Source organism: Brevundimonas sp. NPDC055311, assembly GCF_053645695.1.
The window spans coordinates 722,322-735,533 of sequence record NZ_JBSHMV010000002.1 but is presented as its reverse complement, the minus strand read 5'-3'; the positions used below and the strand labels follow the sequence as shown (position 1 = coordinate 735,533).

Genomic DNA, 13,212 nt, shown 5'->3' with positions numbered 1-13,212 from the left:
AGCGGTCGTTGGGAGCGTTTGGACCATGGCGATCGACTGGGGCGTGACGCATTGGGGCGTCGAGGAGCTGAGCCTGATGGCGCCGGTGGCTTCGGCCATGGTCACGGGCGGGCTGATCGGCATCGAGCGGACCTATCACGGCCATCCGGCGGGTTTCCGCACCCACATCCTGGTCTGCATGACCTCCTGCGTCCTGATGCTGGCGGCCATGCATCAGGCCAGCTGGGCCTTCGTCGCCCTGCCCGAGCAGCGGCTGGTGATCGACCCGACGCGGATGGCGCACGGCATACTGACCGGCATCGGCTTCCTGTGCGCCGGGGTGATCTTCCGCGAGCGCTTCTCGGTTCACGGCCTGACCACGGCGGCGTCGCTGTGGACCACCTCGGCCATCGGGGTGATGTTCGGCGTCGGCCTATGGAAGCTGGGGCTGATCGCGGCGGGCGCGACCCTGCTGGTGCTGGCCATCCTGCGCTTTCTCGACGCGCGCCTGCCGCATGTCGGCGTGATGGACGTCACCCTGCGCTGGACGCGCGGCGCAGCGCCGGCCGAGAAGGTCCTGCGCGCCCTTCTGGCCGAGAACGGCCTCAAGCCCACGCGCATCGGCCACGTCGTCAGCCCCGACGGCCAGATCCACGAACATCACGTCAAGGCGCGCGGCCCGATGCCGCTGAAGGTCGACGCCCTGTCCCACGCCCTGGGCGAACAGGCGGGTCTGGCGGGCTTCTCGGTGATGCCCAGAGACGATTGAGCCGGCGACCGGCCGCCCGGTCATTGTTCGCTAACCCTCTTTGGGGCAATAGGAACGGATGGCGAACGAAACGACTCGGATCCTGGGGCTGGACCCCGGCCTGCGCCGCACCGGCTGGGGCGTCATCGAAAGCGAGGGCAGCCGTCTGCGCTGGATCGCGCACGGCGTCGTCGCGCCCGACGACAAGGCGCCCTTCTCCGAGCGGCTGCTGCATCTGCTGGAGCAGGTGGGCGAGGTCTGCGCCGCCTATAGTTGCGACGAGGCGGCGATCGAGGAGGTCTTCGTCAACGTCAATCCGGCCTCGACGCTGAAGCTGGGCCATGCGCGTGCGGCGGTCATGCTGGCCCCGGCGCGGGCGGGCCTTTCCGTGGCCGAATACGCCCCGAGCCTGATCAAGAAGGCGGTGGTAGGGGCCGGGCAAGCGGACAAGAGCCAGATCGCCTTCATGATCAAACGCCTGCTGCCAGCCTCAGGCGATGTGAAGGCCGACGCCGCCGATGCGCTGGCCGTGGCCGTCACCCACGCCCATCATCGCCGGTTCAAGGCGGTCGCGGTGCGAGGCGCGGCATGATCGGCCGTCTGCGTGGAATTCTGGCCGAGGTCGGCGAGGCGGAATGCCTGATCGACTGCGGCGGGGTCGGCTATGTCGCCACCTGCGGGGCGCGGACGCTGGGCCGTCTGCCCGCGCCGGGCGACGAGACCACCCTGTTCATTCACAGCCAGTGGAGCCAGGATCAGGGGCCGCGTCTCTATGGCTTCCTGACCCGCGACGAACGCAAGGTCTTCACCCTCCTGCAGACCATCCAAGGCGTGGGGCCGAAGGCGGCGCTGGGCGTGCTGGACGTGCTGCCGCCCGCTGAACTGGGCGCCGCCGTCGCGCGCGAGGACAAGGCCGCCGTCGGCCGCGCCAACGGCGTGGGGCCCAAGCTGGCCCTGCGCATCGTCACCGAGCTGAAGGGCAAGAGCCTGACCGACGGCGTCTTCGCCCCCAGCGCGCCGGGCGTCCACGCCGAAGCCGCCGTCGCCGCCCCTCCGCCGCCCAGCGTTACCGGCGAGGCGGTCGCCGCCCTGCTGGGTCTGGGCATCGCCGAGGTCAACGCCCGCCGCGCCGTCGATCACGCCCTGATCAAGCTGGGCGAGGAGGCCGAACTGCCGCTGGTCATCCGTACGGCCCTGCAGGAGCTGGGACGGTGAGGGGCGCCGCATGACCGACGACCGCATCATCTCGCCCGCCCCCGCGCCCGGCGAGCAGCACGACCGCGCCCTGCGGCCCCAGACCCTGTCCGAGTTCGTCGGCCAGTCGGCGGCCAAGGGCAATCTGAAGGTCTTCATCGACGCGGCGCGCGGGCGATCCGAGGCGCTGGATCACGTCCTGCTGTTCGGACCGCCGGGTCTGGGCAAGACGACGCTGGCGCAGATCGTGTCGCGCGAACTGGGCGTGGGCTTTCGCGCCACCTCCGGCCCCATCCTGGCCAAGGCGGGGGATCTGGCGGCGATCCTGAGCAATCTTGAGCCGCGCGACGTCCTGTTCATCGACGAGATCCACCGCATGGCTCCGCAGGTGGAGGAGATTCTCTATCCGGCGATGGAGGACCATGTGCTGGACCTGATCATCGGCGAGGGGCCGTCGGCGCGCAGCGTGCGCATCGACCTGGCGCCCTTTACGCTGGTGGGGGCGACGACGCGGGCGGGGTTGCTGGCCACGCCGTTGCGGGACCGGTTCGGCATTCCGCTGCGGCTGGAGTTCTATACGCCCGAAGAGCTGACGGCGGTGATCCGGGGAGCGGCGCGCAAGATGGGCGCCGCCATCACCGAGGACGGGGCCATGGAGATCGCCCGCCGGGCGCGGGGCACCCCGCGCATCGCCGGGCGCCTGCTGCGGCGGGTGCGGGATTTCGCCGACGCGGAAGGGACCGCCATCGACCGGCTGGCGGCGGCGCGGGCGCTGGCGCGGCTGGAGGTGGACGAGGCCGGGCTGGACAGCCTGGACCGCCGCTTCCTCAAGGCCTTGATCGAGAACTACGGCGGCGGGCCGGTCGGCATGGACACCCTGGCCGCCGCCATCGCCGAGGCGCGCGACGCCGTCGAGGACGTGATCGAGCCATATCTGCTGCAGCAGGGCTTCATCCAGCGCACGCCGCGCGGCCGCATGGCCTGCGCGCGCGCCTATGAACATCTGGGGCTGGAGACGCCGCAAGCGCAGCCCGTTCCCCCGCCCGACCTGTTCGGCAAGTAGAGGCCGCACCCCTACCCCGCCATCAGGGCCTCGACCTCGGCGCGGTCGCCCAGCGACGGCTGCGCCCCCGGCCGGGTCGCCGCCAGCGCCCCGGCGGCGCAGGCGAAGTGAAGCGCGGCGTCCGGCTCCATGCCCTCCAGCAGGGCCACGGCGATCGCCCCGACGAAGGCGTCGCCCGCCCCCACCGCGTCTACAGCCGTGATGCGCGGCGGCGTGGCCCAGGCCATCGCCACCCCGCGCCGATACATGACCGCCCCGCGCGCGCCCTTGGTCACGACCACCAGCCCGCCGCCGACGTGCAGGGCGTCGCCGTAGAAGGCGGCCTCCGTCTCATTGACCACCAGCAGGTCGGCGCGGCGCAACAGGGCCTCCGACACCGGCGCGGCGGGCGCCAGGTTCACGCAGACGAAGTCCGTCGCCCGGCCCACCGCCGCCTCCACCGTCTCGATCGGCAGCTCCAGCTGGGCGATCAGCGGCGTCTCGATCCGGGCGGGCAGTTGCTCCGGCGTGACGAAGTGGTTGGCGCCGGCGGCCACAGTGATCTGGTTCTCGCCGGTCGGATCGACGGTGATCAGGGCCACGCCGGTCGGGGCGGCGATGTCCGTCTCCACCCCCGACAGGTCGACGCCGTGCGCCAGCATCAGGGCCACCGCCGCGCCCGACATCTCGTCGTCGCCGACCCGGCCGATCAGCGAGACTTCGGCGCCCAGCCGACGCGCGGCCAGAGCCTGATTGGCGCCCTTGCCGCCGGGATGGCGCGACAGGGCGGCCCCCGTCACCGTCTCGCCCGGCGCAGGCAGGGACGGCGCCGCCGCCACCATATCCAGATTGATCGAGCCGACGACGGTGATCCTCATGCGCCTTCTCCCAGCCTCTGCGTGATCAGGGCGAAGATCCCGGCCGCGTCAGCCTTCCTCGCCCAGAAATGGTTCGCCCCGGCCACGTCGACGCGGAACTCGACCGCAGTGTGGCCGCGGGTCAGGTCGCTGTCCGTCTCCACCGCGATGCGGCAGGGCGTCAGCTCGAACAGCTCCGGCTTCAGCAGCCAGGCGACGGTGCAGGGGTCGTGCAGCGGCCCTGCGTCCCAGCCGACCACCTGCCGCTCCACCCGCTGGGAGAAGCGCAGCATGGCCGCCGCCGTGCGGGCCGAGGCCGTGGGCAGGGCCTCGATGGCCGCGATCCGTTCCTCGGTCGCCCGCACCTGATGGGTGGCGTCCAGCCCCATGACGATCATGCGGCAGTCCGAAGCAAAGACCTCGGCCGCCGCGTCCGGGTCGGCCCAGATGTTGAACTCGGCCGAGGCGGTGATGTTGCCGCCTTCCGAGCGCGCGCCGCCCATGGCCACGACCGGCCCCAGATGCGCCGCCATCGCCGGCTCGGCCCGCAGGGCCAGCGCCAGATTGGTCATCGGCCCCATGATGGCCAGCGCCACCGACCCCGCAGGCTGCGCCATCACCAGCCGCACAAGCGCCTCAGCCGCCGTGCCCTCGGCCACAGGCGCGGCGGGCTCGAACGGGGTCAGGTCGCCCAGCCCCTCAAGCCCGTGGAACTCGCCCGCCCCGGCCGGATCGCGGCGCAGAGGGCGGTCGGCGCCCGCGAACACCGGCACGTCCTCGCGCCCGGCGATCTGGCGCAGGATGCGGGCGTTGCGTGCGGTCTTTTCGGCGCTGACGTTGCCCCCGACCGTGGTCACGGCCAACAGGTCGAGGTCAGCAGAGGCGAAGGCGGTCAGCAGCCCCGTGGCGTCGTCCACGCCGGGGTCGCAATCAATGATCAGGCTCTGTTTCACCGATCCGGTGTGCCGTTTGGCAGGCCGTGAATCAATGCCCGGCGCGCCTTGCCTCCTTCCGCCTCGCGCCCATATGCTTCGTCACACACGCTGTTCCAGAAAGCCGCCGCCATGACCGACGCCGCCCCGCTCAAGCCGCTGAAGATTGACTTCGTCTCCGACGTCATGTGCCCTTGGTGCGCTGTGGGGCTGGGCGGGCTCGAACAAGCTTTGGAGCGGCTCCAGGGCGAAGGGATCGCCGCCGACATCACGTTCCAGCCGTTCGAGCTGAACCCCGACATCGCCCCCGAGGGCGAGAACATGGGCGAGCACCTGGCCCGCAAATACGGCTCCACCCCCGAACAGTCGGCCGCCAACCGCGCCGCCATCACCGCCCGCGCCGCCGAGGTCGGGGTCGAGATGAACTTCCGCGACGACAGCCGCATGTGGAACACCTTCGACGCCCACCGCCTGCTGCACTGGGCCGGCCTGACCGCGCCCGACAAGCAGGCGGCGCTGAAGCACGCCCTGTTCGGCGCCCACTTCACGCAAGGCCGCAACGTTTCGGACGCGGGCGTCCTGACCGAAGCCGCCGAGGCCGCCGGGCTGGACCGCGCCGAGGCGGCCGAGGTGCTGGCGTCCGGCCGCTATATGCAGGAGGTCCGCACGGCGCAGGCCCTGTGGCGCGCGCGGGGCATCACCTCCGTCCCCGCCGTGGTGGTGGAGGACAAGTATCTGATCTCCGGCGGCCAGCCGACGCAGGTCTTCGTCAACGCCCTGCGCGAGATCGCGGGCAAGGCGTAGTTTCCTTCTCCCCTTGTGGGAGAAGGTGGACGGCGAAGCCGGACGGATGAGGGGTGGCGACGCCGTGTCCGCCCCATGTATCGGCCGGTGAGAGACCCCTCATCCGGCCCTTACGGGCCACCTTCTCCCGCAAGGGGAGAAGGATCGGGAGGCGGCGTCGCCTCGTCGGGAAAAACAGAGTCCAATTCGTCTGAATCGTCTGAAATCGCCCCCTCTCCTACCGGCGCGAGGCGGGCGCTGAGGGCGTTGATGCGGGCCTCGACGGCGCGGCGACCCGCGTGGTCGTTGGGGGCCAGGCGGGCGGCGTCGCGGGCGACGGCGGCGACCGCCTTCATGTCGGCTTCCAGCGTATCGAGCGGGTCGGGCTTGGGCGCAGGCGGCGGGCTTTCCGGCTCAGCGACGGCCAGCAGGGTCGGATCGGTCAGCGCCCGCCAGGTGCGCAGCCACGACGCCGCCTCGGCCGCCCGGCCGCGCCGCACCGCCCGGTTCAGCCGCATCAGGGCCTGAGCCGCCATCGCGGCCAGATCGGGAGCGTCCGCCGCCGCATCCTCGACCGTATCGTCGTCGTCGGGCCAGGGGTCTGGCCAAGAGCTTGAGTCCTCCGCGTCGCAGCGGCGCCAGCCCTCGCGCGCGGCGCGGGACCGCAGCGTCCCCAGCTTCACCCCATAGCGGTCGCAGACGGCCTCGGCCGTATCCCCGGCCAGATAGTCGCGCCGCGCCGCCGCCCAGACCGCCTCGGAGCGGACCCGATAGCCGTCCCGCGGCGCCGGGTCTTCGCAGTAATGGCCGCGCGGGGCCTCAGCCGTCTCGGCCCGCTCGGCGGTCGAGGGCCGCACATGGTCGGGGATGTAGGTGGTGTCGCCGTACTCGTCCTGCTCCCACCGGCCGGAGGCGATGATGCGTGGCGCCTCCTCATGCCAATCCTTCTCCCGCTCGCCCGAAGCCTGATCGTCCATCGCGCCGCCTCCTGCCTGAAAGGCGGAGGATGGAGGACGGGTGCGTCAGGATCGGACGGGACAGATGGAATGCTCGCGGCGTGCCGCGCCGGAGGGCTCAGATCTTGGCAAACCATGGAGATGCGACCCTTGAGAAATATGATTGTTCGCCTAAGTTGCACTCTCATGCGCGCGGGCATCCGATGCGTTGAGGAAACGGCCGGGGGGCGCACTGTGATCGAAGCCGCTTATGCGGTTCGCTATGACGGCGAAGTAGAGCAAGGGCGTACAGCGCCACTACGTGTGCATATCGAAACGGAAACTGGCGAAATGACGGATGTCATTTTGAAGGCGACCGTGACACCGCACTTGTCGATCGAGGGACTGGCCAATGAAATGCTTGGAGCATTGCTGGCGGGTGACCTCGGCCTTCCGATACCAAAGCCATACTTTGTAACCGTTTCACCCGAGTTCATTGCCAGTGTTCCGAATGCCGTAGTGCGCGGCCGACTCGCCAGCGCCTGTCCGATAGCTTTCGCTTCAACCGATGTCGGATCTCAGTGGCGGAAGTGGAACTCTACGGACCATCTTACGGCGCAGAATGCCAATCTAGCCCTTAAAATTCTGGCCTTTGACGCGTTCATTGGGAATCCAGACCGAAGCCCCAAGAATCCCAATTTGCTAACGAATAAGTCGGATCCTCGACTGATCCTAATAGACCACGAGTGTGCATTTGGAATCCGGATGAAGCTTTTTCCAAGGCTTACGCCGTGGGTTTTAGGAAACCTCTCTCACATTGCGGCGCGAGGCAGCGATGGCGAGCATCTGTTCCATTCCGCTTTGGTCGGGCGAGACGAGTTGGATTTCGACGCAATAGCTGCTGAATGGAACGGCCTTTCGGAGGTCCGATTTGGCGCGTATGACGCGCTCCTCCCTCAGGCATGGGATGAAGCGCGACCCGCTTTGCGGGACGCATTTACGTATTTCGGAGAACTACGGAACAATATGCCGGACTGTATCGCTGAACTGAGGCGGATACTTCAATGACTGATAGGCAACCCTACACATATACGGTGCTTCGGTATCGTCATGACCCACTCGCTGGTGAGGTCGTAAACGTCGGTATCGTTCTGCACGCTCCTCAATCAGGATTCCTGCAATGCGCGATGCGGACGACCTATGGTCGTTTGTCGAAGCTTTATCCCGATTTTGAGGGAAGCGCCTTAACCGCTGATTTGAGGCGGATTCAAACCGCCTTAAAGCGGCTAGCTGACGCTGAAATGTCGGATCTGTTTTCATCAGTTGATGACGCGGCTAAATTCGCCCGACGCATCATTGATGATCCTGCCGGTTCCTATTTTTGGAGTGAAGTGAAATCGGGAATAACTAAATCTCCCGAAGATGACCTAAAGAGAATCTTCCAAAGATATATCGGTAGGTTTGAAGCAGTATCAAAAATTAGAAAGTCAGACGCCGATGTTTGGCGCCCTGCTCGAGATAAGTTGATAGAGCGGCATTTAGCTGACTTTTTCGAATCCAAAACAATTCGATCAAAACGTGATGAAGTCGAATTTGATCACGCATGGAAAAACGGTATTTGGCATTGCTTTCAGCCCCTATCGTTTGACCTAGCCGACGTCGATAGCATTCAAAACAAAGCTGCTCGCTGGGTGGGTCATATGGTAGGCCTATCAACTGCTGACGACCAGTTTCGGCCTTACTTTATTGTAGGACAGCCTTCTGAGCCGAGACTCGCCAATGCTTATGAACGGGCAATCGCTTTCCTAGGCGAAGCTCCCACTGCGCACGCCCCTCGAGTAATTCGGGAGGAGGAGATCGACGCATTCGTGGACACTTTGGCTGTCCAAATGAAGTCGGCAGTCTACCACGATTGACCGCTTTTCAGCGATCAATCTGTGCCTATGGGGCCTAGGGTTGAGGTAAGGTAGGCGCTGTCTGATCTAGATTCAGATACGTCGATGTCTCTCTCGCTCCTCTCAGAGATCAGACGCGAGGCCAGCTTGAAGCGGCCTCGCGTCCATAGTCCTGAACCCGGCCCGCGCCGGGGCGGCTAGGGCGGCTATACTTTCACCTCAATCTCCCCGCCCCCCGCTCTGAACTTCGCGCTCATCTCGGCCATGCCCGCCTCGGCGTCCGCTAGGCTCACGCCCGCGTCGTTCTGGGCCTTGGCGGCGTCGCGGATGTCCTGGCTGATCTTCATGCTGCAGAACTTGGGGCCGCACATGGAGCAGAAGTGGGCGGTCTTGTGGGCCTCCTTCGGCAGGGTCTCGTCGTGGAATTTGCGGGCGGTCTCGGGGTCCAGGGAGAGGTTGAACTGGTCCTCCCAGCGGAACTCGAAGCGCGCGCGGCTGAGGGCGTCATCGTGGGCGCGGGCGCCGGGGTGGCCCTTGGCCAGGTCGGCGGCGTGGGCGGCGATCTTGTAGGTGATGACGCCGTCCTTGACGTCCTGACGGTCGGGCAGGCCCAGGTGCTCCTTGGGCGTGACGTAGCAAAGCATGGCCGTGCCGAACCAGCCGATCATGGCCGCGCCGATGGCCGATGTGATGTGGTCGTAGCCGGGGGCGATGTCGGTGGTCAGCGGCCCGAGCGTATAGAAGGGCGCCTCGTGGCAGTGCTTGAGCTGCTCGTCCATGTTGGCCTTGATCTTGTGCATCGGCACGTGGCCGGGGCCTTCGATCATGACCTGGCAGCCCTTGGCCCAGGCGATCTTGGTCAGCTCGCCCAGGGTGCGCAGCTCGGCGAACTGGGCCTCGTCGTTGGCGTCGGCGATGGAGCCGGGGCGCAGGCCGTCGCCCAGCGAGAACGAGACATCATAGGCGCGCATGATGTCGCAGATGTCCTCGAAATGCTCGTAGAGGAAGCTCTCCTTGTGGTGGGACAGGCACCACTTGGCCATGATGGAGCCGCCGCGCGAGACGATGCCCGTCACCCGCTTGGCCGTCATCGGCACGAAGGGCAGGCGCACGCCCGCGTGGATGGTGAAGTAGTCCACGCCCTGTTCCGCCTGTTCGATCAGGGTGTCGCGGAAGACTTCCCAGGTCAGGTCCTCGGCGACGCCGTTCACCTTCTCCAGCGCCTGATAGATGGGCACGGTGCCGATGGGGACGGAGGAGTTGCGGATGATCCAGTCGCGGATGTTGTGGATGTTGCGGCCGGTCGACAGGTCCATGACGTTGTCGGCGCCCCAGCGGGTGGCCCAGACCAGCTTGTCCACCTCGTCATCGACGCTGGAGAGGACCGCCGAGTTGCCGATGTTGGCGTTGATCTTCACCAGGAAGTTGCGGCCGATGATCATCGGTTCGACTTCGGGGTGGTTGATGTTGTGCGGGATGATGGCGCGGCCGCGCGCGATCTCCTGACGCACGAACTCGGGGGTGACGAAGTCGGGGATGGCGGCGCCGAAGTCCTCGCCGTCGCGGATGCAGGGCGCGGTCTGTTCGCGGCGCAGGTTCTCGCGGATGGCGACGTATTCCATCTCGGGCGTGATGATCCCGGCCTGGGCGTATTCGTACTGGGTGACGGGGCGGCCCTCGACGCCCTTGAACACGCGGTGGTTGGAGACGTCGAAGCGGGGGGCCAGATGCTTGCCGCTGGCGTGGCCGTTGTCCTCGGGCTTGACCTCGCGCGGGTTCAGGACGGGGGCGATGTCGCCGCGATCCAGCTGCCACGACGACTTCACGCGCGGCAAGCCCTTCTTGATGTCGATGGTCACGGACGGGTCGGTGTAGGGGCCGGAAGAATCATACATCGTCACCGGCGGCTCATTGGCGGACGGGTGGACAGCGACCTCGCGGAAGGGGACGCGGATGTCGGGGAAGAGTTCGCCCGCGACATAGACCTTCTGGCTGCCTGCGCGAGGGCCGGTGGGGATCGTGCCGTGCTCGGCGGCGACCTGCTTGCGAGCGTCGGCCAGGGCGACGTCGACCTGCGGCTCGTGCGGCTGTTCGTTGGAAACGTAGATATTCATTTGGCGGCCTCCTGCGAGAAGAGGTCCGCCGGCGCGGTTTGAGCGCCCCTTGTCGGTTTCCCGGCGTGGAGGCGGTGAACTCGTCCCTTCGCCGGCATGACCCGGATCAGGTTCGACGGGTCAGAGGAGAAACCTCAATCTCAGCCGCTCGATTGCGACCCCCCGGAGAACGCGGCAAGCCTAGCCCGTTTGCGGGGCGGGTCAAGCGAAGCGATGTGGGAAGAGAGGGGGCGGCCCGGCTTCTCAGTCGGGGGGGCGTTAAGGCCGGGCCGCCGCAGACTTCGTCGGGGTTGGGGGGGCGTCCGACGTGTCCGATTGCACAATCCCCGGCCGCGCGGTTGGTTCCGCCCGTTTCAGCGTGTTAACGCTCTTTGTCGAACAATAATCATTTTTCCCTCTGCGCCCGTTTTACTTGGGGTCGCGGGGGTTCAGCAGGACAGTAGAAGCATGGCGCGCGTTCTGGGCGTTCTGGGCGGCATGGGGCCGGCGGCGACGACAGCCTTTCTGGCGCGGTTGCAGGCCCTGACCCCGGCGACGGGCGACGAGGACCACATCCGCATCATCGCCGACATCAACCCCCAGGTGCCCAATCGCCATACTCAGCCCGAGGCGGCGGGCCGGACGCTGGGCCAGATGGCGCGGGCGCTGAAGACGGCGGGCGCGCAGGTGCTGGCCATGCCGTGCAACACGGCCCACGCCCATGCCGACGCCATCCGCGCGGCGGGCCTGCCCTTCATCGATATGATCGCGGAAACAGCGAAGGCGGCGGGCGCGACCGGGGCGCGACGGGTCGGGGTGCTGGCCACGCCGGGCGCCGCGCGCCTCTACGCCGAGGCCCTGGCCGCCGAGGGGCTGGAGAGGGTCGCCCCCTCCCCCGCCGAGGGCGAGCGCTTCATGCAGGTGGTGTTCGGGGTCAAGGCCGGCGATGTCGGCGCCGACCAGCGCGCGGCCATGCGCGCTCTGGCCCAGGCCCTGATCGCGGCGGGGGCCGAGGCGGTGATCGGCGGCTGCACCGAGGTGCCGCTGCTGCTGGATCAGGGCGACGTCGACGCGCCGCTGATCGACTCGGCCGAAGTGCTGGCGCAGGCGTGCGTCGCGGCGTGCCGCTGAGAGGATCGATCTGAACCGATAACGGTCTAGTCCTCCGCCTTCCTGCCCATCAGGGGCGACAACAGGCTGTTGACCTCGTCCATCTGGCCGTGGCCGACGGCGGCGCGTTTCTCCAGGGCGGCGGCGCGCACCGCCAGAGCGCGAGCCTTCTCGGCGCGGGGATCGTGCTCCGGCGCCGAGGCCAGGGTCGGCAGACGCGCCTGCAACTCCGCCAGAAGGTCGTCGAAGCGCGCCTGGTTCATGGTCTCGCCCTGTTCGAACAGGGCGATGGCTTCCTCGAGGGCGGCTTCGAAGGCGGCTTGATCGGGCATGGACTCATCCTCTTATGCTTACGCTTATCAATGAGCGGGGCCTGGCGCCGGTTCCGCCTTGGCCGTCGATCACGCAGGGTTTACGAGACCGCCATGCGCCCTCTTTTCGTCTCCGCCGCCCTGATGGTTCTGCTGACCGCCTGCACCGCCTCGCAGGAGGCGACGCCGGAGCGGACCGAGGCCGCGGGCGCCGTCTGCGATGTGCCGGACGACCTGCGCCCCGCCCGCCCCTATCGCATCCCGCAGGACGAGGCGGCGCCGGACGTGCCGGTCGCCTTCAATATGCTGGCGGTCAGCTGGTCGCCTCAGGCGTGCCGCAGCGGCAAGGACTATCCCGACGAACGCTATCAGTGCGCCGGCAACGCCTTCGGCCTGACCCTGCACGGGCTGTGGCCCAACGGCGCCGACAACAGGCACCCGCGCTACTGCGCCGCGCCCGGTCCGGCCATTCCGGTCGAGACGGTGCGGCGGCATTTCTGCATGACGCCCTCGCCCAGCCTGCAGCAGCACGAGTGGGCCGCGCATGGGACCTGCGGCTGGGACAGCCCCGAGGCCTATTTCGCCCAGGCGGCGAGGATGTGGGACGGACTGGACAAGCCGGACCTGGAAGCCATCCCGGCCCAGCGCCTGACCGCCGGGGCGATCCGCGACGCCTTCGTCGCCGCCAATCCCGGCTTCCCGCGCGACGGGGTCTTCATCGCCACCGCCGACGGCTGGTTCCGCGAGGCGCGGCTCTGCTATTCCAAGGACTATCGGCCGATGCGCTGCCCGCGCGGCCTGGGCGCGCCGGATCGCGAGCGGCTGAAGCTGGCCCCCAGAGGCGTCCAGACCGGCGCCCAGACCGGCCTCCGGCAAGGCGCGCAAACGGGCGGTTAACCAAAGCAGGGTCAGGCTGCGGCTTGCTGTTTCGCCCGAGGCCGTCATGTCGACCATGCTGACCCAGTCCCGCCGTCGTTCCAGCGACCATTTCCAGCCCGAGGACATGGAGCCGCAGGAGCAGCGCCGCCTGCGCGGCCTGCTGGAGCAGATCGACTACGCCGCCTATGTCGCCAACCGCGAACTGATCGGCCACGCCCTGGCCCAGGTCGACGTCGCCGCCTTTCAGAAACTGGCGGTGCTGACGGCCCAGGCGCGGGCGCGCTGGGGCGCCGAGGCCATCCGCCTGGCCGAATCCGGCGCGCCGTCCACCCCCGATCAGGTCGCCCGCCTGACCGCCGCCCGCACCGCCTATGACGAACTGAGCGAGGCCTTCGACGCCCTGCGCCGGATGGTCGAGCGGGGCTATCTGCCGCTGAAATAGCCAAGAAGGCCG

The 13,212-nt window shown here is 67.9% G+C and carries 15 protein-coding genes and 1 riboswitch; of the genes, 10 read left to right on the top strand and 5 right to left on the bottom strand.

The window, feature by feature from the left end; genetic code table 11:
• Positions 1-25 precede the first annotated feature (25 nt).
• From ACWIDZ_RS09335 to ruvB, 4 genes are read left to right on the top strand one after another with little or no spacing between them, the layout of a single operon-like run.
• Positions 26-748 (top strand): MgtC/SapB family protein, encoded by a 723-nt coding sequence (locus tag ACWIDZ_RS09335; protein ID WP_291777307.1) that lies wholly within the window; start codon positions 26-28, stop codon positions 746-748.
• A 58-nt stretch (positions 749-806) separates the two neighbouring features.
• Positions 807-1,319, top strand: coding sequence for a crossover junction endodeoxyribonuclease RuvC (gene ruvC, locus ACWIDZ_RS09330; RefSeq protein WP_453987804.1), 513 nt, complete (start codon positions 807-809; stop codon positions 1,317-1,319).
• Positions 1,316-1,942 (top strand): Holliday junction branch migration protein RuvA, encoded by a 627-nt coding sequence (ruvA, locus tag ACWIDZ_RS09325; RefSeq protein ID WP_453987805.1) that lies wholly within the window; start codon positions 1,316-1,318, stop codon positions 1,940-1,942. Before ruvC ends, ruvA begins: the two co-directional genes overlap by 4 nt.
• A gap of 10 nt (positions 1,943-1,952) precedes the next feature.
• Positions 1,953-2,984, top strand: a complete 1,032-nt coding sequence (ruvB, locus tag ACWIDZ_RS09320; protein WP_453987806.1) for a Holliday junction branch migration DNA helicase RuvB — start codon at positions 1,953-1,955, stop codon at positions 2,982-2,984.
• Between the two features lie 11 nt (positions 2,985-2,995).
• On the opposite strand, the gene ACWIDZ_RS09315 is transcribed toward ruvB, so the two are convergent.
• Both ACWIDZ_RS09315 and ACWIDZ_RS09310 read right to left on the bottom strand, forming a co-directional pair.
• Entirely contained in the window at positions 2,996-3,841 is an 846-nt protein-coding gene (locus ACWIDZ_RS09315; protein WP_453987807.1) for a ribokinase, read from the bottom strand.
• A complete protein-coding gene (locus ACWIDZ_RS09310) occupies positions 3,838-4,773 on the bottom strand; it encodes a nucleoside hydrolase (protein ID WP_453987808.1) in 936 nt (311 codons plus the stop codon). Before ACWIDZ_RS09310 ends, ACWIDZ_RS09315 begins: the two co-directional genes overlap by 4 nt.
• Positions 4,774-4,884: 111 nt before the next feature.
• On the opposite strand from ACWIDZ_RS09310, the gene ACWIDZ_RS09305 reads away from it, so the two are divergent.
• Entirely contained in the window at positions 4,885-5,556 is a 672-nt protein-coding gene (locus ACWIDZ_RS09305) for a DsbA family oxidoreductase (RefSeq protein ID WP_453987809.1), read from the top strand.
• Positions 5,557-5,666: 110 nt separating this feature from the next.
• Here ACWIDZ_RS09305 and ACWIDZ_RS09300 read toward each other — a convergent pair whose 3' ends face one another.
• On the bottom strand, positions 5,667-6,512 hold the full coding sequence (locus ACWIDZ_RS09300; RefSeq protein ID WP_453987810.1) for a hypothetical protein: 846 nt from the start codon (positions 6,510-6,512) through the stop codon (positions 5,667-5,669).
• A 213-nt stretch (positions 6,513-6,725) separates the two neighbouring features.
• Here ACWIDZ_RS09300 and ACWIDZ_RS09295 point away from each other — a divergent pair, with 213 nt between their 5' ends.
• Together ACWIDZ_RS09295 and ACWIDZ_RS09290 are read left to right on the top strand one after the other, a co-directional pair.
• Positions 6,726-7,538 carry a HipA family kinase gene (locus ACWIDZ_RS09295; protein WP_453987811.1) on the top strand — a complete coding sequence of 271 codons (813 nt, stop codon included), beginning with the start codon at positions 6,726-6,728 and terminating at the stop codon, positions 7,536-7,538.
• Entirely contained in the window at positions 7,535-8,386 is an 852-nt protein-coding gene (locus ACWIDZ_RS09290) for a DUF3037 domain-containing protein (RefSeq protein WP_453987812.1), read from the top strand. The genes ACWIDZ_RS09295 and ACWIDZ_RS09290 overlap by 4 nt, the downstream gene beginning before the upstream one ends.
• A 185-nt stretch (positions 8,387-8,571) precedes the next feature.
• On the opposite strand, the gene thiC is transcribed toward ACWIDZ_RS09290, so the two are convergent.
• Positions 8,572-10,479: a phosphomethylpyrimidine synthase ThiC gene (gene thiC / locus ACWIDZ_RS09285; protein WP_453987813.1), complete on the bottom strand. Its 1,908-nt coding sequence runs from the start codon at positions 10,477-10,479 to the stop codon at positions 8,572-8,574.
• 65 nt (positions 10,480-10,544) lie between these two features.
• A riboswitch (TPP riboswitch) is annotated at positions 10,545-10,654 on the bottom strand.
• 272 nt (positions 10,655-10,926) lie between these two features.
• Here thiC and ACWIDZ_RS09280 point away from each other — a divergent pair.
• Positions 10,927-11,589 (top strand): aspartate/glutamate racemase family protein, encoded by a 663-nt coding sequence (locus ACWIDZ_RS09280; protein WP_453987814.1) that lies wholly within the window; start codon positions 10,927-10,929, stop codon positions 11,587-11,589.
• 26 nt (positions 11,590-11,615) lie between these two features.
• Here the strand turns inward: ACWIDZ_RS09280 and ACWIDZ_RS09275 are convergent, their stop codons facing one another.
• Positions 11,616-11,900, bottom strand: a complete 285-nt coding sequence (locus ACWIDZ_RS09275; protein WP_291777266.1) for a hypothetical protein — start codon at positions 11,898-11,900, stop codon at positions 11,616-11,618.
• A gap of 93 nt (positions 11,901-11,993) precedes the next feature.
• On the opposite strand from ACWIDZ_RS09275, the gene ACWIDZ_RS09270 reads away from it, so the two are divergent.
• A complete protein-coding gene (locus ACWIDZ_RS09270) occupies positions 11,994-12,776 on the top strand; it encodes a ribonuclease T2 family protein (protein WP_453987815.1) in 783 nt (260 codons plus the stop codon).
• Positions 12,777-12,822: 46 nt separating this feature from the next.
• Entirely contained in the window at positions 12,823-13,200 is a 378-nt protein-coding gene (locus ACWIDZ_RS09265) for a hypothetical protein (protein ID WP_453987816.1), read from the top strand.
• Positions 13,201-13,212 lie beyond the last annotated feature (12 nt).

Excerpts from the sequence above, each read along its gene's own strand:
- ACWIDZ_RS09275 (WP_291777266.1), bottom strand. The coding sequence starts at position 11,900 with ATGCCCGATCAAGCCGCCTTCGAAGCCGCCCTCGAGGAAGCCATCGCC.
- ruvA (WP_453987805.1), top strand. The coding sequence starts at position 1,316 with ATGATCGGCCGTCTGCGTGGAATTCTGGCCGAGGTCGGCGAGGCGGAA.
- ruvC (WP_453987804.1), top strand. The coding sequence starts at position 807 with ATGGCGAACGAAACGACTCGGATCCTGGGGCTGGACCCCGGCCTGCGC.
- ACWIDZ_RS09270 (WP_453987815.1), top strand. The coding sequence starts at position 11,994 with ATGCGCCCTCTTTTCGTCTCCGCCGCCCTGATGGTTCTGCTGACCGCC.
- thiC (WP_453987813.1), bottom strand. The coding sequence starts at position 10,479 with ATGAATATCTACGTTTCCAACGAACAGCCGCACGAGCCGCAGGTCGAC.
- ACWIDZ_RS09315 (WP_453987807.1), bottom strand. The coding sequence starts at position 3,841 with ATGAGGATCACCGTCGTCGGCTCGATCAATCTGGATATGGTGGCGGCG.
- ACWIDZ_RS09335 (WP_291777307.1), top strand. The coding sequence starts at position 26 with ATGGCGATCGACTGGGGCGTGACGCATTGGGGCGTCGAGGAGCTGAGC.
- ACWIDZ_RS09300 (WP_453987810.1), bottom strand. The coding sequence starts at position 6,512 with ATGGACGATCAGGCTTCGGGCGAGCGGGAGAAGGATTGGCATGAGGAG.
- ACWIDZ_RS09265 (WP_453987816.1), top strand. The coding sequence starts at position 12,823 with ATGTCGACCATGCTGACCCAGTCCCGCCGTCGTTCCAGCGACCATTTC.
- ACWIDZ_RS09290 (WP_453987812.1), top strand. The coding sequence starts at position 7,535 with ATGACTGATAGGCAACCCTACACATATACGGTGCTTCGGTATCGTCAT.
- ACWIDZ_RS09280 (WP_453987814.1), top strand. The coding sequence starts at position 10,927 with ATGGCGCGCGTTCTGGGCGTTCTGGGCGGCATGGGGCCGGCGGCGACG.
- ACWIDZ_RS09305 (WP_453987809.1), top strand. The coding sequence starts at position 4,885 with ATGACCGACGCCGCCCCGCTCAAGCCGCTGAAGATTGACTTCGTCTCC.
- ruvB (WP_453987806.1), top strand. The coding sequence starts at position 1,953 with ATGACCGACGACCGCATCATCTCGCCCGCCCCCGCGCCCGGCGAGCAG.